The following is a 21,349-nucleotide window of genomic DNA, read 5'->3' as shown; positions in this document are numbered from 1 at the left end:
AAAGCCCGGCTGTGCGCCGGGCTTTTTGCTTACCTGTACCGTCAGGCGGTTCAGGCCGACTTCTTCTTCTCGTCGTCTTCGTCGATTTCCTCGAAATCGGCATCGACCACATCGCTGTCCTTGGCGGCATCAGCCTTGGCGTCGGCCTCGGCGGCTTCTTTCTGCGAAGCCTCGTACATCGCCTGGCCGAGCTTCATCGAGACTTCGGCGAGCGTCTGCGTCTTGGCCTCGATCTCGGTCACATCATCGCCTTCGGCAGCGGTCTTCAACGCCGCGATCGCATCGGCAATCGCCGTGCGGTCGGTCTCCGAGACCTTATCGCCATAGTCCTTCAGCGACTTCTCCGAGGAATGCACCAGAGCCTCGGCCTGGTTGCGGGCCTCGACCAGTGCGCGACGTTTCTTGTCGACTTCGGCATTGGCCTCGGCATCCTTGACCATCTTCTCGATGTCAGCGTCCGAAAGGCCGCCAGACGCCTGGATGCGGATCTGGTGCTCCTTGCCGGTGCCCTTATCCTTGGCCGAAACGTTGACGATGCCGTTCGCGTCGATGTCGAACGTGACCTCGATCTGCGGCACGCCACGCGGCGCAGGCGGGATGCCGACCAGGTCGAACTGGCCGAGCGCCTTGTTGTCGGCGGCCATTTCACGCTCACCCTGGAAGACGCGGATGGTCACCGCCGACTGCGAATCCTCAGCCGTCGAGAACACCTGGCTCTTCTTCGTCGGAATCGTCGTGTTGCGCTCGATCAGCCGCGTGAATACGCCGCCCAGCGTCTCGATGCCGAGCGACAGCGGCGTCACGTCGAGCAACAGCACGTCCTTGACGTCGCCCTGCAGCACGCCGGCCTGGATGGCAGCGCCAAGTGCGACGACCTCATCCGGGTTGACGCCCTTGTGCGGTTCCTTGCCGAAGAACTGCTTCACGATCTCCTGTATCTTGGGCATACGGGTCATGCCGCCGACCAGAACGACCTCGTCGATCTCAGCGGCCTTGAGGCCGGCATCCTTGAGCGCCGCCTTGCAGGGCTCGATGGTGCGCTGGACGAGATCTTCGACAAGGCTCTCGAACTTCGCACGCGTCAGCTTTAGCGTCAGGTGCTTAGGGCCGCTGGCATCGGCGGTGATGAAGGGCAGGTTGATCTCGGTCTGCGTGGTGGACGACAGCTCGATCTTGGCCTTTTCAGCCGCTTCCTTGAGGCGCTGCAGGGCGAGCTTGTCGTTCCGCAGGTCGATACCCTGTTCCTTCTTGAACTCGGCCGCCAGATATTCGACCAAACGCATGTCGAAATCCTCGCCGCCGAGGAAGGTGTCGCCATTGGTCGACTTCACTTCGAACACGCCGTCGCCGATTTCGAGCACCGAAATGTCGAACGTGCCGCCGCCAAGGTCATAGACGGCAATCGTCTTGCCTTCCTTCTTGTCCAAGCCATAGGCAAGTGCTGCCGCCGTCGGCTCGTTGATGATGCGCAGCACTTCCAGGCCGGCGATCTTGCCTGCATCCTTGGTGGCTTGGCGCTGGGCGTCGTTGAAATAGGCCGGAACGGTAATGACCGCCTTCTCGACCTTTTCGCCGAGATAGGCTTCCGCCGTTTCCTTCATCTTCTGCAGGATCATCGCCGAGATCTGGCTGGGCGACTGGTTCTTGCCGCCGGCCTCGACCCAGGCATCGCCATTGTCGCCCTTGACGATCTTGTAGGGGACAAGCTTCTTGTCCTTCTCCGTCACCGGATCGTCATAGCGGCGGCCGATCAGGCGCTTGACCGCGAAAATAGTGTTTTCAGGATTGGTGACCGCCTGGCGCTTGGCCGGCTGGCCGACGAGGCGCTCGCCGTCGCTGTTGATGGCGACGATCGAAGGGGTCGTGCGCGCGCCTTCCGCATTCTCGATGACCTTGGATTCCTTGCCGTCCATGATGGCGACACAGGAGTTGGTTGTTCCCAGATCGATACCGATTACTTTTGCCATTTCTCTAATCTCTCCGCTAAGCAGGCTCTCAGGACCCGTACAGGCGTTCCGACGAAAGCCCCTGTTCACAAGAAATTCCGCTCCGGCAACCGGCATTCGGCGCTGGACGGCTTGGCGCGTATATAAGAACAGGCTGCGTGGCGCGCAAGCATTCTGCGCAAGGCGTTCACCATTCATCGCGGTTGATCGGATTCGGGACCGGCAGGCCCGTATTTTCCGGCCGTGATCCAGCCGGCCCGGCCCCGGTCCATGAACCTTTCCGCCTCACCTCGCGACTGACGCTCAGGTGCCGCGTGGTGCGGCCCCGGAAAGGAAAGCCCCATGACCACAGATCCAGAGGCTCGATGGTCTCCGGGAACAGCAGGAACTCAGCGCGACAGTCGCCTTCGGGACCGGGTCGATGCGCTGGGCTTTCCGCTGGTTCCGTTGACCCTGCGCGGACGCCGGCGTATCATGACGGTGAGGAAAGCAGACAATTCGATCAGGGATGAACGTGCCGGAACGCCGCGCCTTGCCCTGATTTGCGCGCCGAGACCGGATGTTTCTCCCATGACCTGTGGGGGGAGATCCATGTCTTGCGACCATGGCGCGTCCGTGCGCTCTCGTGCCGGCCATTTGCGCCGCGCAATCCAGGCTGCCAGCGGATTATCGGCCTTGGCACTCGCCGCTGGGCTCTGGCTCGGCGGCTCGGCACAGGCCCAGGAAACCCAGATCATCTATCCCGGCTCGATGGCAGTGACCGGATTCTCTGGCACCATCATCCCCAATTTCGAGGAAGGCCTGCCGCCGGGCGTCGATCCGGTCGACGAGACCTTCATCGACACGGCGCGCGCAACCTTGCGCGTCTTCGACGTTTCAAGGCTGGGCGGGCCGGCGTCTGGCCAATTGGTCTTCACCCCGCCACCCTTCGAGGTCACGGCCGAGCAAATCGGCCAGGTGTTCGGCATCACTTATGACGACGGCGTGCGCGACGGCGTTCCCTCGGCCATTCCAAACCTCTATGCCGGCGTCACCTCGCTGCACGGCATCCGCATCGTCACACCAGACGGCGATGCCGACGGCCGGCCGGAGCGGCAGCGCCGCGGCACGGCTGACGCGGTCTTCATGGACGGCCAGTTCGGCACCGAAAACGGCGGCGGCCCCGGAACGATCTGGAAGATCGATGGCATCACCGGCGCCGTCTCGAAATTCGCCGATATCGACGCCAATAGCGGTCCCGGCATCGGCGACGTCACTTTCGACAATATCCACCGCCAGTTCTTCGCCAGCGATCTTGACACCGGCCTTATCCACCGCATCGACGCCAATGGCGCGCTAGTCGACACGTTCGAGCACGGCGTCGCCGGCCGCCCGGCGCACGGGCTGCCCCCAGTCGCCGACGACGGCTCGGTGATGGACATCCAGGGTGCTGCCTTCGACAGCGAGGACCCCGATAGCTGGGGCTACACACAGGACGAGCGCCGCGTCTGGTCGGTCGCCTATCGTGGCGGCCGGCTCTATTACTCGGTCGGGGAAAAGGCGGAGATCTGGTCGGTGGGCATTGCCGGCGACGGCAGCTTCGGCGACCCGCGCTGGGAGCTGACCGTCAAGGCCGACAAGGATTACGCGGTCACCGACATCGCCTTTGACAACAAGGGCTTCATGTATCTGGCTCAGCGCGGCCCGGTGGAAAACCGCTACGACTACAGCCAGTTCGCCGATTCCGGCAAGGGTGAGGTCATCCGCTACTGGCGCGAAAATCCGGACGATCCGGCAACGGAATCGGTCTGGGTGGAAGTGCCGCAGGAATATGCGGTCGGCTTCCCGCAAGACAACCGGCAGTCGGCCGGCGGCCTCGACCTGCAATATGGCTACGATTCCGAAGGCAATCTCGATACCGGCATCTGCACCGACACGCTGGTCGATACCGGCGACAAGTTGCGCGACAACCCGGCGCTCGCCGAACAGCTCGCAGCCGGGGGGCCGCTTGCCGTGCACGGCGTGCAGATCACGCCGACGGCGCTGGTCAGGCCGGCCAACGTGCCGCCTTTCGGCTCGTGGTTCGTCGATTTCGACACTTATTTCGAAGACCCGGAAGTGGAAGGCCATGTCGGCGACGTCGAGGTCTGGCGCCCCTGCGAAGGCCGTGCCGGCTATTACGAGCAGGTGCCGGGCGGCTATCTGCCACCGTTCTATCCGCCGGACTTCCCGCCCCCCGGCAATCTGCCTCCTTGCCTTGATGTCGAGGATGTCGAGTATTTCTGCACGCCCTCCGGCCTCGAGGCCGATCTCTATCTTCATGACCATACCGGCTTCGGCGGCGATTCGATCAAGGCTCTGTCCAGGACGCCTGGCGTCGGGGTGACTTCGCCCCTGTCGCATGCGCCCGGCGCGCCATTCACGATCGGTATCACCGGCCATTATCCTGGCGACAGGGTCGATGTCGGGCTCTGCTTCTACAGGCAGTCCGACCGCGACAAGGGTGGCTACTACCCTTGCTGCAAGATGACCTTGCCGCTCAGAACCCCAGCCGTCAGCTGCGAACCGTGAGAAGGGGAAGATGAGCAATCTTGCACAGTCCCCGCTTGCGACGAGCAGCCAATCAACCGGCAAACAATCATTCGTCATGGAGACCATCATGAAACCCCTGTCACTCGCCAGGCGCGGCGCGCGCTGGCTGATGGCGGCCGGTATCGCGGTCGCCATGCTGAGCCCGCTGCAAGGCTTCGCTGAAGACCTTGCTCCGGCCAAGGCCAAGCCTGCCGATGCAGGCACTGTCATTCCAGATCCCAAGCTCGATTTCGACAATCCTCGCATCGTCAACCCGGAGCCGGGCCGGATCGTGCCCTTCTTCACCAAGAAAGGCGGCCAGAGAGGCTGCGACTATGTCGTATACTCGCTGAGCTTTGGCTTGCGCGGCAATCCGCAGGGTTTTGCCGGCCCGGGCCTCGCGGCCATGCTGAAAAAGGTCAGGCTCGACTTCAGGGACCAACTCCCGCACGGCCTGCGGATTGTCGGCGTGCATGTGACCGGCGACGGCACCGACGCATCCGGCGGACCGCTGCCCGGCGCTGCGATCAGCAGTTCGGCTGGCCCGGACGATACGGCGACGGTGTCCGATTTCCGGATTTCCGCCAGCGACCTCGACGGCATCGGCGCTGCGAACGAGCGCGCCATCACCTTCCAGATCACCGCCAAGATCGACCATGCGGCGTTTCCGTCGCCGGCAATCGTCGATAACCAGGGGCTGATCAAGGTGAGCCGCGGCGACCGCGGTGCTGGCGTCGAAATTCCGTCGCAGGACCCGGGCAAGCCGGACGACGGCAACTATCTCACGGGTGCAAAGACGTCGATCAAGATCGACGTCACCGAGTGCAACCCACCGCCTCCACCTCCTGGCAATCGTGAATGCTTCAAGGTGGAGCGAGGCACGGTCGATTGCGTGCCCGGCGGCGGCGCCTTCATCTACCATATGCCGGTCGGCCCAGAGATGGCTGGCAAATGGGTGCAGCTTTCGACGACGACACCCGGCATCACAATCATTCCCGACACCCAATTGGTGCCGGCCGGCGGCGGTGTGCTCAACTGGAAGATCGTCGGTGCTTCACCCGGCGACGTTATCCACATCATCGTCACCGGTATCGAAACCTATGCCGGCCCGAAGGAGGGCTGGGGCCTGTGCTGCACGCAGACCGTCGACATCGTCATCCCGCGTGATCAGCGCTGCCCGCCGAAGGACAAGGAACCGGATCTGAAAGTCGAAAAGCGCGCCGACGTGCAACGTTGCACGATGGGCGGCGGCTGCGACTTCACCATCAGGGTCACCAATGTCGGCGATGCGCCCTACCACGGCAAGATCGTGCTCGACGAAGTCACCCTGCCGGCCGGCTCCACCCTCGGTTCAGGGCCGAACCCGCCCTGGGTCTGCGCGCCTGGAATCACCCCGACGATTTGCACCCATCCGGTGACCACGCTCAATCCGGGTGCCTCTGTCGACCTCAAGCTCGGCTTCAAGCCGGCCGCAGGCTGGCAAGGCAGCGTTTTGCGCAACTGCGCCACCTACAATTACGGCGCCAGCGGCAAGCCGCTTTTCGGCAGCCAGCTAAACGACCGCGGCTGTGCGTCGATCCCGGTCTGCCGCCGTGGCGATCGTGACCGCGACTGCCGGCCACCGGTGGAGAAGAAGGTCGACCTGATCCTGAAGAAGCGCGCCCGCACCGAATTCTGTTCGGCCGATGGCGTCTGCACCTTCGTGATCGACATCATCAACAATGGCAGCGTCCCCTACAATGGGCCGCTGACGGTCGTCGATAGCTATCCGGGCGGCGCGCCGGCATCCTCGACCTTCGGCCCGACGCCGCCATGGACGTGCGGACCGAACGGTTCCGGCAAGTTCCGCTGCGACAATCCCGGCATCGCGCTTATGCCGGGCGCCTCGACGCCGATCTTCGTCAGGGCGGTGATGCCGGCCAACTTCCGGCCCGATAGTGTCGAGAACTGCGCCGAGGTGAAGGCCATTCCCGGTGAGAACGACATCACCAACAACAGGGCCTGCGCCAAGGAACGCATCCGTCATCCGAATGGCGGGCAGCCGGCCATGCGCATCACCAAGGTGTGCAATGGCTCGCTGGCCGGTGCTGCGGTCGTTTCCTGCCGCATTACCGTCATCAGCCTCGGCGCCACAGCCCCGACCGGTCCGGTGCGGGTCAACGATGCCGCGACGCTGATAGCCGGCGGAGCGCCGGTCCAGATCCAGAGCGTCACCCCAGACGGCGCGGAATGGGCTTGCGGACCGGTTCCGGCCAATGCGCTGTCGTGCCAGATTCCCGGCGCCGTTATGACGCCTGGAACCAGCCGCCATTTCGACGTGACGGTTGCCGCGAACGGCGAATTCGAGAACTGCGCACGCGGCTCCTACGGCCCGGCTCCGGGAGACGATATCGTCTATCCGATCGGCCAGGCCTGCGCCAAGGGCGGCGGCGCCTCGACCATCCGCGTCGAGAAGACTGGCGACGCCGAGTGCAAGCCCGGCCAGCCCTGCTCGTTCAAGATCACCATCACGAACGATGGGACGAGCGCCTTCTCCGGTCCGGTTCGCATCGGCGATGCGATCGGCGTCGAAGGCCTCGGCCGGCTGGAAGGCGTTGCGATCACCTCGATCGATCCGCCCTTCGGCTGCTCGCAGGAGCCGGCAACCTTGCCTCTGTCCTGCATCGCCCAACTGACGCTCGGCGCCGGGGAAAGCCATGTGCACAATGTGACCGTGATCATTCCCGACGATGGCCGTCTGACCAATCTGCAGGGCACTGTCAACGGCCAGAACTGCGTCGGCGTGCTGTCTCCGAAGACGCCGGTGCAAGGCGGTGGCGACGTGTTGTCTCGTGGTGCCGCCAATGTGCAGGGCGATCGCGGCAAGGCCTATGCCTGCCATCCCTTCATCATCACGCATGAGGTGAAGAAGGAATGCTTGCAAGGCTTCGTCATGAACGACGCCGGCAACTGCGTCTGCCCGCCAGGCACGACCTTCCGTAACGGCCAATGCTCGTCCGGCGGAGGCACGGTCATCGTGCCGAAGCCAAAACCTTGCGTCCTGCTCAAAGGCCAGATCCGTACCGATGACGGACGCTGCGTCTGCCCGCGCGGGACCGAGCTGGAGAACGGCGCTTGCGTGGGCAACAAGCCGCAGCCCGAGCAATGCATCATTCGGGGTCAGATCCACAACGCCGCTGGCGATTGCGTCTGCCCGAGAGGTACGGAAGTCAGGGGCAATGCCTGCCGGCCAATCCAGCCAAAGCCCGAACAGTGCACCATTCGGGGCCAGATCCATAACGCCGCTGGCGATTGCATCTGCCCGAGGGGCACGGAAGTCAGGGGCAATGCCTGCCGGCCAATTCGGCCGCAGCCCAAGCAGTGCACGATCCGTGGTCAGATCCACGACGCCAACGGCGATTGCGTCTGCCCCCGGGGCACGGAACTGCAGGGCAATGCCTGCAGGCGCAAGAAGCCGGTTGTGGTGGAGTGCCCGATACCTGGCCAGATCCACAACAAGCGCGGCGCCTGCGTCTGTCCGCGTGGGACAGAGCTGCGCGACGGCGCCTGCCGCAAACCACGGCTGGAATGCGCACCGGGCGCGCGGCCGATCAATGGCCAGTGCCAGCCGATCATCAAGCGGCGCTGCCCTATCGGAACGGTCGGACGATATCCGGACTGCGTCCCGGTCCGCAGGAAATCGACGCTTGAGCCGAACCTGCTGCTGAATCCGAATGTTCCTCAGCAGGTCGTGCCAAGGCGCAAGCCGCAGCCGGAGCAATAGGATACGGCGCGGGAAATCCAGAACTTCAAACAGTGACCGTACTCGTCACCCAATACCCGCCGGAGCGATCCGGCGGGGTTTTTCTTCAGCGGGCAGATGAGAAGGCAGCGCAAACCTGAAGCCGCTGCATCGGCGGAAGGACAAACCGGCTTCCACTTTCCGGACTCATGGTCTAGGCAGTCGATACAGACAGAGGGTCCGCAAACCGGGGCGTACGGGAAGGCCGCATCATGAGCAAAAAAACCCTGATCGCGCCATCGGTGCTTGCTTCCGATTTCTCGAAGCTCGGCGACGAGGTCGAGGCGGTGACGGCCGCCGGCGCCGACTGGATCCACCTCGACGTCATGGACGGGCATTTCGTCCCGAACATCACGTTTGGGCCACCGGTGATCAAGGCGATCCGCAACCGCACCGAGGCGTTTTTCGACTGCCATCTGATGATCGCGCCGGCCGACCCCTATCTGGCCGCCTTCGCCGAGGCCGGCTGCGACGGCATCACGGTGCACGCCGAAGCCGGGCCACATCTCGACCGCTCGCTGCAGACGATCAAAAACCTTGGCAAGAAGGCCGGCGTGTCACTCAACCCGGCGACACCGGAAACGATGATCGAATACGTGCTCGACCGGCTTGATCTGGTCCTGATCATGACGGTCAATCCGGGGTTCGGCGGCCAGGCTTTCATTCCAGCGATCGTCGACAAGGTGAAGCGGGTGAAGGCGCTGATCGGCAACCGGCCGATCCGGATCGAGATCGACGGCGGCATTTCGCCTGAAACTGCGCCCCTTGTCACCGCGGCCGGCGCCAGCGTGCTGGTCGCCGGCGCGGCTATCTTCAAGGGCGGCAGCGTCGACGCCTACCGGGCAAACATCGAGGCAATCAGGGCAGCGGCGGACAAGGCGGCCGGCTGACCGCTGCCGTCCGGCCGGACCAGCCGCTCGGGGGGAAATATGAGCAACCATCTGTTCGATGCTTTCCGTGCCCGGATGCCCGCGCCCGAACGCCTTTTGATGGAGACAGAGGATGGGCGCTCGATCAGCTATGGCGAGACGCTGGCGCGCTCCGCTCAACTGGCGCATGCGCTGTCGCAGCTGGGCGTCGAAGCCGGCGACCGCGTCGCCGTTCAGGTCGAGAAGAGCCCGGAGGCCATTTTCCTTTATCTCGCCTGCCTGCGTGCCGGCGCGATCTTCCTGCCGCTCAATACCGCCTATACGCTGACCGAGCTCGACTATTTCTTCAGGGATGCCGAGCCGCGACTGGTCGTCTGCGACCCGGCGCGAGCGGGCGAGATCGGCGCTTTGGCGCAGACCTCGGGCGCTGCGGTCGCGACACTCGGCAGCAAGGGCGAGGGTTCGTTGACTGATCGAGCCTCTGAGGCGGCCGTGGACTTCCACGATGTGGCGCGCGGACCGGACGACCTTGCCGCGATCCTCTACACGTCCGGCACCACCGGCCGTTCGAAAGGCGCCATGCTCAGCCACGAAAACCTCGCCTCGAATGCGCGGGTGCTGGTCGACCTCTGGCGCTTCACTGCCGCAGACGTGCTGATTCACGCGCTGCCGGTTTTCCACACGCATGGCCTTTTCGTCGCCACCAATGTCGTCCTGATGGCCGGCGCCTCGATGCTGTTCGAAACCAAATTCGACCCGACCCGCATCGTCTCGCTACTGCCGCGCGCCACCGCGCTGATGGGCGTGCCGACCTTCTACGTCCGCCTGCTGCAGCAGGACGGTTTGAACCGGCAAGCGGCGAAAAACATCCGGGTGTTCATTTCCGGCTCGGCACCGCTTTTGGCCGAGACGCACAGAGCGTGGCGCGAGCGCACCGGCCACGCCATCCTCGAGCGCTACGGCATGACCGAGACCAACATGAACACGTCGAACCCGTACGAGGGCGAGCGGCGTGCCGGCACGGTCGGCTTCCCTTTGCCCGGCGTCTGCCTGCGCATCTCCGATCCCGATGGCGGCGAAACACTTGCCCGGGGCGAGGTCGGCATGATCGAGGTCAAGGGCCCGAACGTCTTTTGCGGCTACTGGCGCATGCCGGAAAAGACCAGGGCGGAATTCCGCGACGACGGCTACTTCATCACCGGCGATCTCGGGCTGATCGATGCCGACGGCTATGTCCACATCGTCGGCCGCGGCAAGGACCTGATCATTTCCGGCGGCTACAATATCTACCCGAAGGAAGTGGAGAGCGAGATCGACGCTCTTGCCGGTGTTGCCGAAAGCGCTGTCATCGGCGTTGTCCATCCGGATTTCGGCGAGGGTGTCACGGCGATCGTGGTGAGGGCGCCGGGCTCGACGATCAGCGCCGCCGCGATCATCGAGGCCATCGCTGGGCACCTCGCCAGGTACAAGCATCCGAAACAGGTGATCTTCGTCGACGAACTGCCGCGCAACACGATGGGCAAGGTGCAGAAGAACCTGCTGCGCGAAGCCTACAAAGACCTCTATACGTCCAAAGCCGGCTAACCCTAACAAGCAGGGCTGGCTGCAAAAACCCTGGCGCCGTCGATCCAGACGCTTTTCATGTCCAGATCGTCCGACAACGAAACGATGTTGGCGGCGGTTCCCCTGGCGAAGCGCCCGAGCCGGTGCGACTGGCCGATCGCCTGCGCCGGATAGAGCGAGGCCATGCGCAAGGCTTCGTCGAGGTCGAGACCGACCACGCGATGCACGAAGCGCACCGCGGAAATCATGTCGAGATCCGCGCCCGCCAGCGTGCCGTCGGCAAGTGTCAGCCTGCCATCCTTGCGGTGGATGGTGCGACCGTTCAGCGTGAACGAGGTCATGTCGGTGCCGATCGTCGCCATGGCGTCGGTGACGAGCAGGATCTTGCCCGGCCCCTGCTTGGCGCGCAAGGCGATGGCCATGGTGGCCGGATCGACATGGATACCGTCGGCGATGATGCCGGCATAGAATGTGCCGGTATCGATTGCCGCGCCCGCCAGCCCCGGCTCGCGATTGCCGATCTGGCTCATCGCGTTGAAAAGATGGGTGACCACCGTTGCGCCGGCCTCGGAAAAGGTGCGGGCCGTGGCATAGTCGGTATCGGAATGGCCGATGCTGACGATGACGCCGGCATTGCTGAGCGCCGATACCTGGTCGGGCTCGACGGATTCGGGCGCCACCGTAGTCAGCAGCACCGGCAGGTTTTTCCGCGTCGCGATCAGCATCGCCTGGTCGGGATCTAGCATCGGCCGGATCAAGGCCGGGTCATGTGCGCCCTTGCGGGCGATCGACAGATGCGGGCCTTCGAGATGCAGGCCTAGGAAGCCCGGCACCTTCCGTTGTGCGGCCTCTGCTCCGGCGGCAACCGCCGCGGCGGTGATCTCGGACGTGTCGGTGATCAGCGTCGGCAATAGCGCCGTCGTGCCGAAGGGCGCGTGCGCCCGGCAGATGGTCTCGATCGAGGGGACGTCGGGATGGTCGTTGAGCATGACGCCGCCACCGCCATTGACCTGCAAATCCACGAAACCCGGAACCAGCATACCGCCGCCGGTCTCGATAGGCGCAACACCGGATGGGACGGCGCCGGCGGCAACGATGGCCTCGACGAGGCCGTCGCGCACGACAAGCGCCGCATTGTCGTGCCAGTCATCGCCATCGAATATCCGGGCGCCGGTCAGCGCAAAGCGATCGCTCATAGCGTTTCCGTCACCTTGCGCAGATTGGGCGGCGTGTCTGGGTCGAGGCCGCGATGGCGGGCAAAAGCCTCGACGAAACCATAGAACGACACGATCAGTGTCAGCGGGTCGGTCAGCGGATGACCGGTGGCGACATGCGGCAGAGGCTGCGCCTTCTTTGCCTTGTCCGAAGTCACAAAGACAGCGGCGCCCTTGCCGGCCAGGCTGTCGGCGGCCTCGGCGACGGATGGTTCGGACGCATCGCGGGCAGCCAGCGCCAGCACTGGGAAGCCGGGACCGACTAGCGCCAGCGGGCCGTGCATGACTTCGGCGGCACTATAGGCTTCCGCATGCATGGCGCAGGTTTCCTTGAATTTCAGCGCCGCCTCGTTGGCGATCGCCGCCGACGGGCCCCGGCCAAGGATGAACAGCGAGTTCGGCGTCTCGAGTGCCCCGGCCAGCGCCATCCAGTCGCAAGCGATCGCCTTCCGAAAATGCTCCGGCAAGCGGGCAAGTGCTGCCAGAAGTTTGTCGTCGCCGGTGCAATGCGCCATCAGAGCGAGCCCTGCGACCGCCGAATTGACGAAGGTCTTCGTCGCTGCGACGCTGCGCTCCGGTCCGGCAAGGATGTCGATCGCGTAGTCCGAAGCCCGCGCGAGCGGCGAATCGGCGGTGTTGGTGATGGCGACGGTCAGCGAACCGCCGGCCCGCGCCGCTCGCGCCATCGCAACGATGTCCGGGCTCTTGCCCGACTGCGAGATCGCCAGGCAGGCCGAGCCGCCCAGCTTCAGCTTGGCGCCATAGATCGAGGCGATCGACGGGCCGACCGATGCGACCGCCAGCCCGGCGGTCAGCTCCACGGCATATTTCATGAAGGTCGCGGCATGGTCGGACGAGCCGCGCGCCACTGTGACGATGAAATTCGGATCGCGCTCGCGAATGCCGCGCCCGGCTTCCGTCAGCACCGCGGCCGAGCCGTCGAGCAGGCGGGCGGTGGCCTCGGGGATCTCCTCGATCTCGCGCCGCATATGGGTCATTGTTGCGGTCATGGCCTGCCCTCTTCGCCCGGCCCGCTCAGCCGGAGTTCGGCGACAAAATCATAAGCGTCGCCCCTGTAGATGGAGCGGGTGAACTCGATCACCTTGCCGCTCGCCAGATAGGAGATACGCTCGATGTGCAGGCCGGCAATGCCCGGCGGCACTTCCAGCAGATGCGCGTCGCCATCGCCGAGATTGGTGGCGGAAATGCGCTGCACCGCCCGCACCGGCCTGTTGCCGGTCTTTTCCAGCGCCGCGTAGAGCGACGAACCGATCGCCGCCGGATCGGGCAGCACGCTTGTCGATAGTGAGGCGCGCTCGATCGCCAGCGGCGTGTCGTTGGCAATGCGCAGGCGCGCGACGCGCGCCACCAATTCGTTCGACGCCAGGCCGAGCACCATCATCTCGTCGGGCGATGGCGGATAGAGGCCGCGGTCGAGCCAGGCCGAACGCACCGCCATGCCGCGCCGTGCCATGTCCTCGGTAAACGAGGTCAGCATCGACAGGGACTGCTCGACGCGCTCCATGCGCGGCGCAACGAAGGTGCCGGAACCATGACGCTGGACGAGGATGCCGCCCTTGACCAGGTCCTGCACCGCCTTGCGCACGGTGACGCGCGAAATATCGGCCTTGCTGGCGATGTCGCGCTCGGAAGGCAGCGCATCGCCCGGTCCGATCAGCCCGCGTTTGACGGCGTCCTCGATGCTTTTCCTCAGCTGCAGATAGAGTGGCGCCCCACTCTGCGACGATTGTCTCAGCGCCGCGAAAATCTGGTCGGCGGCGTCGCTCATCGCGCCGCCTCCGCCGCCTTCGTAAAAATCCGAACCGCCATCTGAACCGCGCCGCCCAGCGCGTCGTCGAGCGGCGGCTTCAGCAGCGCCCGGTAGCGCGCCGACAGGCGCGGCGCGTAAAGCGGCGCCAGGCCGCCGAGCAGGCAAAGCGGATCGTCGCCACCAAGGTCGAGCACGCCAAGTGCTGCCTCGACATCGGCCACCGCCTTGTCGAGGATCCAGATAGCGACGACGTCGCCTTTTTCGGCATGTTCGAACACCTTGGGTGCGAAGCCGCCGAAATCGCCGGGCTTGGCATTGGTGGTGAATTCGACCACATCCTCGGGATTGTTGCGGAAGATGGCGAGCATGGCCTGCGTCAGTGGCGATCCTTCGCGGATGCCGTCATAGGCGAGCAGCGTCTGCTCGAGCAGGTCGCGGCCGATGCGGGCGCCGCTGCCCTGGTCGCCGACCTGGAACCCCCAGCCGCCGATGGCACGCGATCGGCCGTTCTTGCGCGCCATATAGGCGGTGCCGGTGCCGAGTATGGCCATGGCGCCGTCACCAGAGCCGACCGCGCCTTCCAGCGCGATCTCGGCGTCGGTCTCGACACGGCTGATGCGGAACGGCAAGATCGCTTCGAGCTGCTGCCTGTAGGTGCCGACATTGGCGCCGGCTAGGCCGAGAATGGCCGGAGTTTGCGGGATCAGTCCGGGATCTCTGCCCGCGGCGACAAAGGCCTGCTGCGCCGCGTCGACGATGTTGGCCCTGGCGCCGGTGAGATCGGTTCGGATGTTGGCGGCGCCGCTTTTGGCGCGGCCGAGGACGCTGCCATCGGCCGTCGCAAGGGCCGCCCTGCAGCTGGTGCCGCCGCCATCGATGCCGAGCACGAATTTCACGCGATTTCTCCTCCAGACGGATAATACCAATAAAATACCAATAGCCAAGGATTAATTTCCGTTTCAAAAAAGTTAAGGCGTAGTTTGTTGGAAAATCAGCTGATTTCGTCCGCAAGCCTGCGCCACCGCAAGGATTTGATTAATGCGTGTGGACAAGTGGTATTTTTTTGGTATGGTTTTCTCGATTGGAGGAAAGCGGATGGCCGAAACGCGCACCGAAGCGCTTCACCACAATGCCGAGGGACTGGATATCCAGGCCCCGGAAGCCGTCCTTTCCTCTTTGGCCAACGCGCAGATCGAGGCCGCCAAGGCCGTTCACGGCGCCATTCCTGCCATTGCCGCGGCAGCCGAAATCATCGCAAGCAGACTGAAAAGCGGCGGCAAGCTCGCCTATGCGGCCGCCGGCAGCTCGGGCCTGATGGCATTGGCCGATGCGCTGGAGCTGCCGGGCACTTTCGGCATCCAGCGCGACCGTATCGCCATCCTGATCGCTGGCGGCGACGAAGCTTTCAAGACACTGGCCGGCGGGCCGGAGGATGACACTGACGAAGCTTCGGCAGCGGTCGCCGCCGCCGGCGTTGGCAAGGGCGACTGCCTGATCGCCGTCTCGGCCAGCGGCTCGACGCCTTATGCTGTCAGGGCGATCGAGGATGCCAGGCGCCGCGGCGCGGCGACCATTGCTGTCGCCAACAACGGGGATGCGCTGCTGCTGCGGCTGGCCGACATCGCCATCCTGCTCGAAACGCCGCCCGAGCTGATTGCCGGCTCGACGCGCATGGGTGCCGGTACCGCCCAGAAGATCGCACTCAACATGCTGTCGACGCTGGCAGCCATCCATCTCGGCCATGTCCATGATGGCTACATGGTCAACCTCACGGCCGACAACATCAAGCTGCGCGACCGCGCCGCACGCATCGTTGCCGCCGTCAGCGGGCGCGACAAGGACGAGGCGGCGCGCCTGCTCGATAAGAGCGGCGGCGTCGTCAAGACCGCTATTCTGCTCGCCGCCGGCGCCGCCAGCGCCGATGCGGCCGAGAAGATACTGGAAGGGACCGGCCACAAGCTGCGGCCAGCCCTTTCCGCGATCGAGGGGAGCAAGGGGCGCAATGCCTCCGTTCTCATCAAAACCGAACCTGAAAAAGGTCAACAGGGAGACTGAGCATGACAACGAAGCTACTGACGGCACTTCTTCTCGGCACCAGCATTCTCGGCACCGCCGGGGTGGCTTATGCCGACGACGTAACGCTCAACATCGAAAGCTGGCGCGGCGACGACCTTGCCATCTGGAAGGACAAGCTGATCCCGGCTTTCGAGGCCAAGAACCCCGGCATCAAGGTGGTGTTCGCACCGTCGGCGCCGACCGAATATGACGCCGCCCTCGGCGCCAAGCTCGCCGCCGGCTCGGCCGGCGACCTGATCACCTGCCGCCCGTTCGACAAATCGCTGGAACTCTTCAAGAAGGGCAATCTCGCCGATATCTCGACGCTGCCCGGCATGGAGAACTTCTCCGATGTTGCCAAGGCCGCCTGGCAGACCGACGACGGCAAGTCGAGCTTCTGCGTGCCGATGGCCTCGGTCATCCATGGCTTCATCTACAACAAGGACGCCTTCGACAAGCTCGGCATCAAGGTGCCGACGACCAATGAGGAGTTCTACGCCGCGCTCGACAAGATCAAGGCCGACGGCACCTACATCCCGATGGCGATGGGCACCAAGGATCTCTGGGAAGCCGCGACCATGGGCTACCAGAACATCGGCCCGAATTACTGGAAGGGCGAGGAAGGCCGCCTGGCGCTGATCAAGGGCGAGCAGAAGCTGACCGATCCGCAGTGGGTCGAGCCCTACAAGGAACTGGCCAAGTGGAAGGACTATCTCGGCGACGGCTTCGAGGCGCAGACCTATCCGGACAGCCAGAACCTGTTCACGCTCGGCCGCGCCGCCATCTACCCGGCCGGCTCGTGGGAAATTGGCCTGTTCAACACGCAGGCGCAATTCAAGATGGGCGCCTTCCCGCCGCCGGTGCAGAAGGCCGGCGACACCTGCTACATCTCCGACCACACCGATATCGGCATGGGCCTCAATGCGGCCTCGAAGAACGCGGATGCGGCCAAGACCTTCCTGTCCTGGGTGGCCTCGCCGGATTTCGCTACCATCTACGCCAACGCGCTGCCCGGCTTCTTCAGCCTGAACAACACGCCGGTGAAGATGGAAGACCCGCTGGCCCAGGAATTCGTCTCTTGGCGCGGCAAGTGCAAGTCGACGATCCGCTCGACCTACCAGATCCTGTCGCGCGGCACGCCGAACCTCGAAAACGAGACGTGGGTTGAATCGGCCAACGTCATCAACGGCACCGACACGCCGGAAGCTGCCGCCAAGAAGCTGCAGGACGGCCTCGACAGCTGGTACAAGCCGGCGAAGTAAGGCGCGGCGAAGCGATATCTCCCCCCTTGAAGGGGAGATGTCGCCAAAGGCGACAGAGGGGGTCGGTCGAGGCAGGCGGCAGCTTGATCGTTGCTGGAAAGCACGGTCGAACGACGATGGCGCGCTGCCTCGGCCGACCCCACCCGCCTCGCTTCGCGAGGCACCCTCCCCTCGAGGGGGAGGGAGGCGCCGTGGCTTTTGACGGCAATAGCAAGACCTGATCGGCGGGGACCGAACGCATGGCCGCAGCACCGAAAAGACCGTTCCGCTGGCATATCGGCGTTTTCCTGGCACCGGCGTTGCTGGTCTACACGGCGATCATGATCTTGCCGCTGGCCGGCACGCTGCAGCTGTCGCTGTTCCGCAACATCAACCAGTCGCAGGTGTTCGTCGGACTGGAAAATTTCCGCATGCTGTTCGGTGATCCCAACTGGTCGGTCAATTTCTGGAACGCGCTGCGGAACAATGTCTGGTTCTTCATCATCCACATGCTGGTGCAGAACCCGATCGGCGTCCTTTTGGCAGCACTTCTGTCCAGCCCCCGATTGCGGTTTTCCGCCTTCTACCGCACGGCAATCTTCGTGCCGACGATCCTGTCCTTCGTTATCGTCGGCTTCGCCTGGAAGCTGATACTGTCGCCGCTATGGGGCGTGGCGCCGCATATGATGGACCTTGTCGGCCTGAAAAGCCTGTTCACGCCCTGGCTCGGCAAGGCGCAATATGCACTGACCGCGCTCAGCCTGATCTCAGTGTGGCAGTTCGTCGGCATCCCGATGATGCTGATCTATGCGGCACTGCTGTCCATCCCCGAAGAGGTGATCGAGGCCGCCGAATGCGACGGCATCACCGGCATGGCGCAATTCTGGAAGATCAAGCTGCCGCTCATCCTGCCGTCGATCGGCATTATCTCGATCCTGACCTTTGTCGGCAATTTCAACGCTTTCGACCTGATCTACACGGCGCAAGGCGCCTTGGCCGGGCCGAACTATTCGACCGATATCCTCGGCACCTTCCTCTACCGCGCCTTCTTCGGTTTCCAGCTGCAGGTCGGCGACCCCAATATGGGCGCGGCGATCGCCACGATGATGTTCCTGATCATCCTCGGCGGCGTCTGCGTCTACCTATTCCTCGTGCAGACGCGCTTGCGTCGCTACCAGTTTTAGGGGAGCGTGACCATGAGCACCGCAACCCGTTCGCTGCCCCGCACCATCGGCGCGCATGCGATCCTTCTGACCTACACCGCGATCGCGCTGTTTCCGGTGATCCTCGTGATCATGAATTCGTTCAAATCACGTGCCGGTATCTTCGGCGCGCCGCTGACGCCGCCGACGCCAGGGACCTTCGACTTGATCGGCTACACCACGGTGATCGGCCAGGGCGACTTCATCCACTATTTCCAGAATAGCCTTGTCGTCACCGTCGCCTCGCTGTTCTTCGTGCTTCTGTTCGGCGCCATGGCGGCTTTCGCGCTGTCGGAATACCGCTTCCGCGGCAATTCGCTGATGGGGCTTTACCTGGCGCTCGGCATCATGATCCCGATCCGCCTCGGCACCGTCGCCATCCTGCAGCTGATGGTGGCGAGCGGGCTGGTCAACACGCTGACGGCGCTGATCCTGGTCTACACGGCGCAAGGCCTGCCGCTCGCCGTCTTCATCCTGTCGGAATTCATGAAGCAAGTCTCCGACGATCTGAAGAATGCCGGCAGGATCGACGGCCTGTCCGAATACACCATCTTCTTCCGGCTGGTGCTGCCGCTTGTGCGGCCATCGATGGCGACGGTCGCGGTCTTCACCATGATCCCGATCTGGAACGACCTGTGGTTCCCGCTGATCCTGGCGCCGTCGGAGGAGACCAAGACGGTGACGCTCGGCGCGCAGCTGTTCCTCGGCCAGTTTGTCACCAACTGGAACGCCATTCTGGCCGCACTGTCGCTGGCGATCATGCCGGTGCTGATCCTCTACGTCATCTTCTCGCGGCAGCTGATCCGCGGCATCACTTCGGGAGCGGTCAAGTGAGTTCGCAAACACCCCTTCGCGTCGTCGTCGCCGGGCTCGGCAATATGGGGCGCAGCCATGCGCTGGCCTATCACACCAACCCGGGCTTCCAGATTACCGCACTGGTCAACCGCTCGGATGTGCCGCTGCCGGAAGGGCTTTCGAGCTATGGCATCCGGCGTTCATTCGACGAGGCGCTGCGTGACGAACGGCCTGACGTCGCCTGCATCGCCACCTATTCCGACAGCCATGCCGATTATTCGGTCAAGGCATTCGAGGCTGGCTGCCACGTCTTTGTCGAAAAGCCGCTGGCAACGACGGTCGCGGACGCAGAACGCGTCGTAGCCGCGGCCAAGGCCAACGGCAAGAAACTGGTGATCGGCTACATCCTGCGCCACCACCCGTCCTGGATCAGGCTGATCGCCGAGGCGCGGAAGCTCGGCGGCCCGTACGTGTTCCGCATGAATCTCAACCAGCAATCCTCCGGACACAGCTGGGAGACGCACAAGCAGCTGATGCAAACGACGTCGCCGATCGTCGACTGCGGCGTGCATTATCTCGACGTGATGCTGCAGATCACCGACGCCAGGCCGGTCGAGGTGCGCGGTATGGGGCTGCGGCTGAGCGACGAGATTGCGCCCACGATGTACAATTACGGCCACCTGCAGGTGCTGTTCGACGACGGTTCGGTCGGCTGGTACGAGGCCGGCTGGGGGCCGATGATTTCGGAGACGGCTTTCTTCGTCAAAGACGTGATCTCGCCCAACGGCTGCGTGTCGATCGTCATGAAGGAGGGCGTCAGGTCCGACGACATCGACACCCACACCAAGACCTCGACCATCCGCCTGCACAGTGCTGCAACCGGCGCGGACGGCAAGTTCGCCAAACCGGACGAGATGCTGTCGATGGAAGGCGAGCCCGGCCATCAGGACCTCTGTGACCTCGAACAGGCGTTTGTGCTGAAGGCGATCCGCGAGGACCTCGATCTTGGCCGCCACATGGACGACGCGGTGAAGTCGCTCGCCGTCTGCCTTGCCGCCGACGAGAGCGTGCGCAGCGGCCTCGCCGTGAAACTCTAGAACAGGGACGAAGCCGTGGGCTCGCTGAACATCGAGAACGTGAAAAAGGCCTTTGGGCCGGTCGAGGTGCTGAAGGGCATCAACCTCGAGGTGACGGATGGCGAGTTCGTCGTCTTCGTCGGTCCATCCGGCTGCGGAAAGTCGACGCTGCTCAGGGTCATTGCCGGGCTGGAGGACTCGACCTCGGGCCGCGTGGTCATCGACGGGGCGGACGTTTCCGCCACGCCGCCGGCCAAGCGCGGCATCGCCATGGTGTTCCAGACCTATGCGCTCTACCCGCATCTGACGGTGAAGAACAATATGGGCCTCGGCCTCAAGCAGGCGGGCACGCCGGCGGCCGAGATCGACCGCCGCATCGGCATCGCCTCGTCGATGCTGTCGCTGGAGCCCTACCTCGAAAGGCGCCCGGCCGAATTGTCCGGCGGCCAGCGTCAACGCGTCGCCATCGGCCGCGCCGTGGTGCGCGAACCCAAGCTTTTTCTGTTCGACGAGCCGCTGTCGAACCTCGATGCCGCACTGCGCGTCAACACCAGGCTGGAGATCGCCCAGCTGCACCGTCGGCTGAAGGCGACGATGATCTATGTCACCCACGACCAGGTCGAGGCGATGACGCTGGCCGACAAGATTGTGGTCCTCAACGCAGGCAAGATCGAGCAGATCGGCGGCCCGATGGAGCTTTACAATTCGCCGGCAAATGAATTCGTCGCCGGCTTCATCGGCTCACCGAAGATGAATTTCGTCGACGGCACCAGGCTTGGCGAAACGGCAAAGACCATCGGCGTCCGGCCCGAACATTTGACCGTCGATCCCAAATCCGGCGCCTGGAAAGGCACGGTCGTGCATGCCGAGCACCTCGGCGCCGACACCAACCTCTATCTCGACTGCGAGAAGGCCGGCTTGATCACCGTGCGCATTTTTGGCGTCTACAATGCCGAACCCGGCACCACGCTCTATGCGACGCCGGATCCGGTAAAGACCTATCGGTTTGGAGCGGATGGCAAGGTGATGAAGTAGCGCCCCTCTTCCTTCTCCCCTTGCGGGAGAAGGTGGCCGAGCGAAGCTCGGTCAGATGAGAGGTGCTAGACGGAATGAGGCGTTGGAGTTCCTTCCAACACCCCTCAATCGTCTCGGCGCTGCGCGCCGATCCACCTTCTCCCACAAGGGGCCTGTTGCGTAATTCGCTGATTGTGATTCTCTGAGGTGGACGGTCTGAGGGAATCGCGATGGCAGTGAAGCAGACGGGCCAGTTGAGCTTGGCGGAGGCT

The 21,349-nt window shown here is 64.0% G+C and carries 15 protein-coding genes; 10 read left to right on the top strand and 5 right to left on the bottom strand.

The features are described from left to right. Positions 1 to 50 precede the first annotated feature (50 nt). Positions 51 to 1,967: a molecular chaperone DnaK gene (dnaK, locus tag NKI22_RS30120; RefSeq protein ID WP_023718912.1), complete on the bottom strand. Its 1,917-nt coding sequence runs from the start codon at positions 1,965 to 1,967 to the stop codon at positions 51 to 53. Positions 1,968 to 2,288: 321 nt separating this feature from the next. Here dnaK and NKI22_RS30115 point away from each other — a divergent pair, with 321 nt between their 5' ends. From NKI22_RS30115 to NKI22_RS30100, 4 genes are all read left to right on the top strand, one after another. Next, positions 2,289 to 4,496, top strand: a complete 2,208-nt coding sequence (locus tag NKI22_RS30115; RefSeq protein ID WP_502897727.1) for a hypothetical protein — start codon at positions 2,289 to 2,291, stop codon at positions 4,494 to 4,496. A gap of 10 nt (positions 4,497 to 4,506) precedes the next feature. Then, on the top strand, positions 4,507 to 8,259 hold the full coding sequence (locus NKI22_RS30110) for a DUF7929 domain-containing protein (RefSeq protein ID WP_352851463.1): 3,753 nt from the start codon (positions 4,507 to 4,509) through the stop codon (positions 8,257 to 8,259). Between the two features lie 230 nt (positions 8,260 to 8,489). Further along, the gene (gene rpe / locus NKI22_RS30105; protein WP_023718915.1) at positions 8,490 to 9,167 is read left to right on the top strand and encodes a ribulose-phosphate 3-epimerase; all 678 of its coding nucleotides are present in this window, start codon (positions 8,490 to 8,492) and stop codon (positions 9,165 to 9,167) included. A 39-nt stretch (positions 9,168 to 9,206) separates the two neighbouring features. Then, on the top strand, positions 9,207 to 10,730 hold the full coding sequence (locus NKI22_RS30100; protein ID WP_352549622.1) for a malonate--CoA ligase: 1,524 nt from the start codon (positions 9,207 to 9,209) through the stop codon (positions 10,728 to 10,730). Positions 10,731 to 10,732: 2 nt separating this feature from the next. Here the strand turns inward: NKI22_RS30100 and nagA are convergent, their stop codons facing one another. Genes nagA through NKI22_RS30080 form a run of 4 tightly spaced genes read right to left on the bottom strand, consistent with a single transcriptional unit; the run spans position 10,733 to position 14,590 of the window. Further along, on the bottom strand, positions 10,733 to 11,905 hold the full coding sequence (nagA, locus tag NKI22_RS30095) for an N-acetylglucosamine-6-phosphate deacetylase (RefSeq protein ID WP_023718916.1): 1,173 nt from the start codon (positions 11,903 to 11,905) through the stop codon (positions 10,733 to 10,735). Further along, positions 11,902 to 12,933 (bottom strand): SIS domain-containing protein, encoded by a 1,032-nt coding sequence (locus NKI22_RS30090; protein WP_352495468.1) that lies wholly within the window; start codon positions 12,931 to 12,933, stop codon positions 11,902 to 11,904. The genes nagA and NKI22_RS30090 overlap by 4 nt, the downstream gene beginning before the upstream one ends. Next, on the bottom strand, positions 12,930 to 13,712 hold the full coding sequence (locus NKI22_RS30085; RefSeq protein WP_023718918.1) for a GntR family transcriptional regulator: 783 nt from the start codon (positions 13,710 to 13,712) through the stop codon (positions 12,930 to 12,932). The genes NKI22_RS30090 and NKI22_RS30085 overlap by 4 nt, the downstream gene beginning before the upstream one ends. Next, positions 13,709 to 14,590, bottom strand: a complete 882-nt coding sequence (locus tag NKI22_RS30080; RefSeq protein ID WP_023718919.1) for a glucosamine kinase nucleotide-binding domain-containing protein — start codon at positions 14,588 to 14,590, stop codon at positions 13,709 to 13,711. Before NKI22_RS30080 ends, NKI22_RS30085 begins: the two co-directional genes overlap by 4 nt. Positions 14,591 to 14,789: 199 nt before the next feature. Between NKI22_RS30080 and NKI22_RS30075 the strand changes: the two genes are divergently transcribed. The 6 genes from NKI22_RS30075 to NKI22_RS30050 all read left to right on the top strand — a co-directional run bounded on the left by NKI22_RS30075 (position 14,790) and on the right by NKI22_RS30050 (position 21,098). Next, a complete protein-coding gene (locus NKI22_RS30075) occupies positions 14,790 to 15,749 on the top strand; it encodes an N-acetylmuramic acid 6-phosphate etherase (protein WP_023718920.1) in 960 nt (319 codons plus the stop codon). A 2-nt stretch (positions 15,750 to 15,751) separates the two neighbouring features. After that, entirely contained in the window at positions 15,752 to 17,011 is a 1,260-nt protein-coding gene (locus NKI22_RS30070; RefSeq protein ID WP_023718921.1) for an ABC transporter substrate-binding protein, read from the top strand. A 239-nt stretch (positions 17,012 to 17,250) separates the two neighbouring features. Beyond that, positions 17,251 to 18,174 (top strand): carbohydrate ABC transporter permease, encoded by a 924-nt coding sequence (locus tag NKI22_RS30065; protein WP_023718922.1) that lies wholly within the window; start codon positions 17,251 to 17,253, stop codon positions 18,172 to 18,174. A 12-nt stretch (positions 18,175 to 18,186) separates the two neighbouring features. After that, positions 18,187 to 19,026: a carbohydrate ABC transporter permease gene (locus NKI22_RS30060; RefSeq protein WP_023718923.1), complete on the top strand. Its 840-nt coding sequence runs from the start codon at positions 18,187 to 18,189 to the stop codon at positions 19,024 to 19,026. Continuing rightward, positions 19,023 to 20,084, top strand: a complete 1,062-nt coding sequence (locus tag NKI22_RS30055) for a Gfo/Idh/MocA family protein (RefSeq protein ID WP_352815846.1) — start codon at positions 19,023 to 19,025, stop codon at positions 20,082 to 20,084. The genes NKI22_RS30060 and NKI22_RS30055 overlap by 4 nt, the downstream gene beginning before the upstream one ends. Positions 20,085 to 20,099: 15 nt before the next feature. After that, the gene (locus NKI22_RS30050; protein ID WP_023718925.1) at positions 20,100 to 21,098 is read left to right on the top strand and encodes an ABC transporter ATP-binding protein; all 999 of its coding nucleotides are present in this window, start codon (positions 20,100 to 20,102) and stop codon (positions 21,096 to 21,098) included. Positions 21,099 to 21,349: the final 251 nt, after the last annotated feature.

This window comes from Mesorhizobium sp. M0778, from assembly GCF_040320105.1.
In the GTDB taxonomy this organism is placed as follows: domain Bacteria; phylum Pseudomonadota; class Alphaproteobacteria; order Rhizobiales; family Rhizobiaceae; genus Mesorhizobium.
This window is presented reverse-complemented; position numbering and strand designations above follow the sequence as displayed.

Coding starts and splice junctions, on each gene's coding strand:
- dnaK (WP_023718912.1), bottom strand. CDS start 1,967: ATGGCAAAAGTAATCGGTATCGATCTGGGAACAACCAACTCCTGTGTC.
- NKI22_RS30115 (WP_502897727.1), top strand. CDS start 2,289: ATGACCACAGATCCAGAGGCTCGATGGTCTCCGGGAACAGCAGGAACT.
- NKI22_RS30110 (WP_352851463.1), top strand. CDS start 4,507: ATGAGCAATCTTGCACAGTCCCCGCTTGCGACGAGCAGCCAATCAACC.
- rpe (WP_023718915.1), top strand. CDS start 8,490: ATGAGCAAAAAAACCCTGATCGCGCCATCGGTGCTTGCTTCCGATTTC.
- NKI22_RS30100 (WP_352549622.1), top strand. CDS start 9,207: ATGAGCAACCATCTGTTCGATGCTTTCCGTGCCCGGATGCCCGCGCCC.
- nagA (WP_023718916.1), bottom strand. CDS start 11,905: ATGAGCGATCGCTTTGCGCTGACCGGCGCCCGGATATTCGATGGCGAT.
- NKI22_RS30090 (WP_352495468.1), bottom strand. CDS start 12,933: ATGACCGCAACAATGACCCATATGCGGCGCGAGATCGAGGAGATCCCC.
- NKI22_RS30085 (WP_023718918.1), bottom strand. CDS start 13,712: ATGAGCGACGCCGCCGACCAGATTTTCGCGGCGCTGAGACAATCGTCG.
- NKI22_RS30075 (WP_023718920.1), top strand. CDS start 14,790: ATGGCCGAAACGCGCACCGAAGCGCTTCACCACAATGCCGAGGGACTG.
- NKI22_RS30070 (WP_023718921.1), top strand. CDS start 15,752: ATGACAACGAAGCTACTGACGGCACTTCTTCTCGGCACCAGCATTCTC.
- NKI22_RS30065 (WP_023718922.1), top strand. CDS start 17,251: ATGGCCGCAGCACCGAAAAGACCGTTCCGCTGGCATATCGGCGTTTTC.
- NKI22_RS30060 (WP_023718923.1), top strand. CDS start 18,187: ATGAGCACCGCAACCCGTTCGCTGCCCCGCACCATCGGCGCGCATGCG.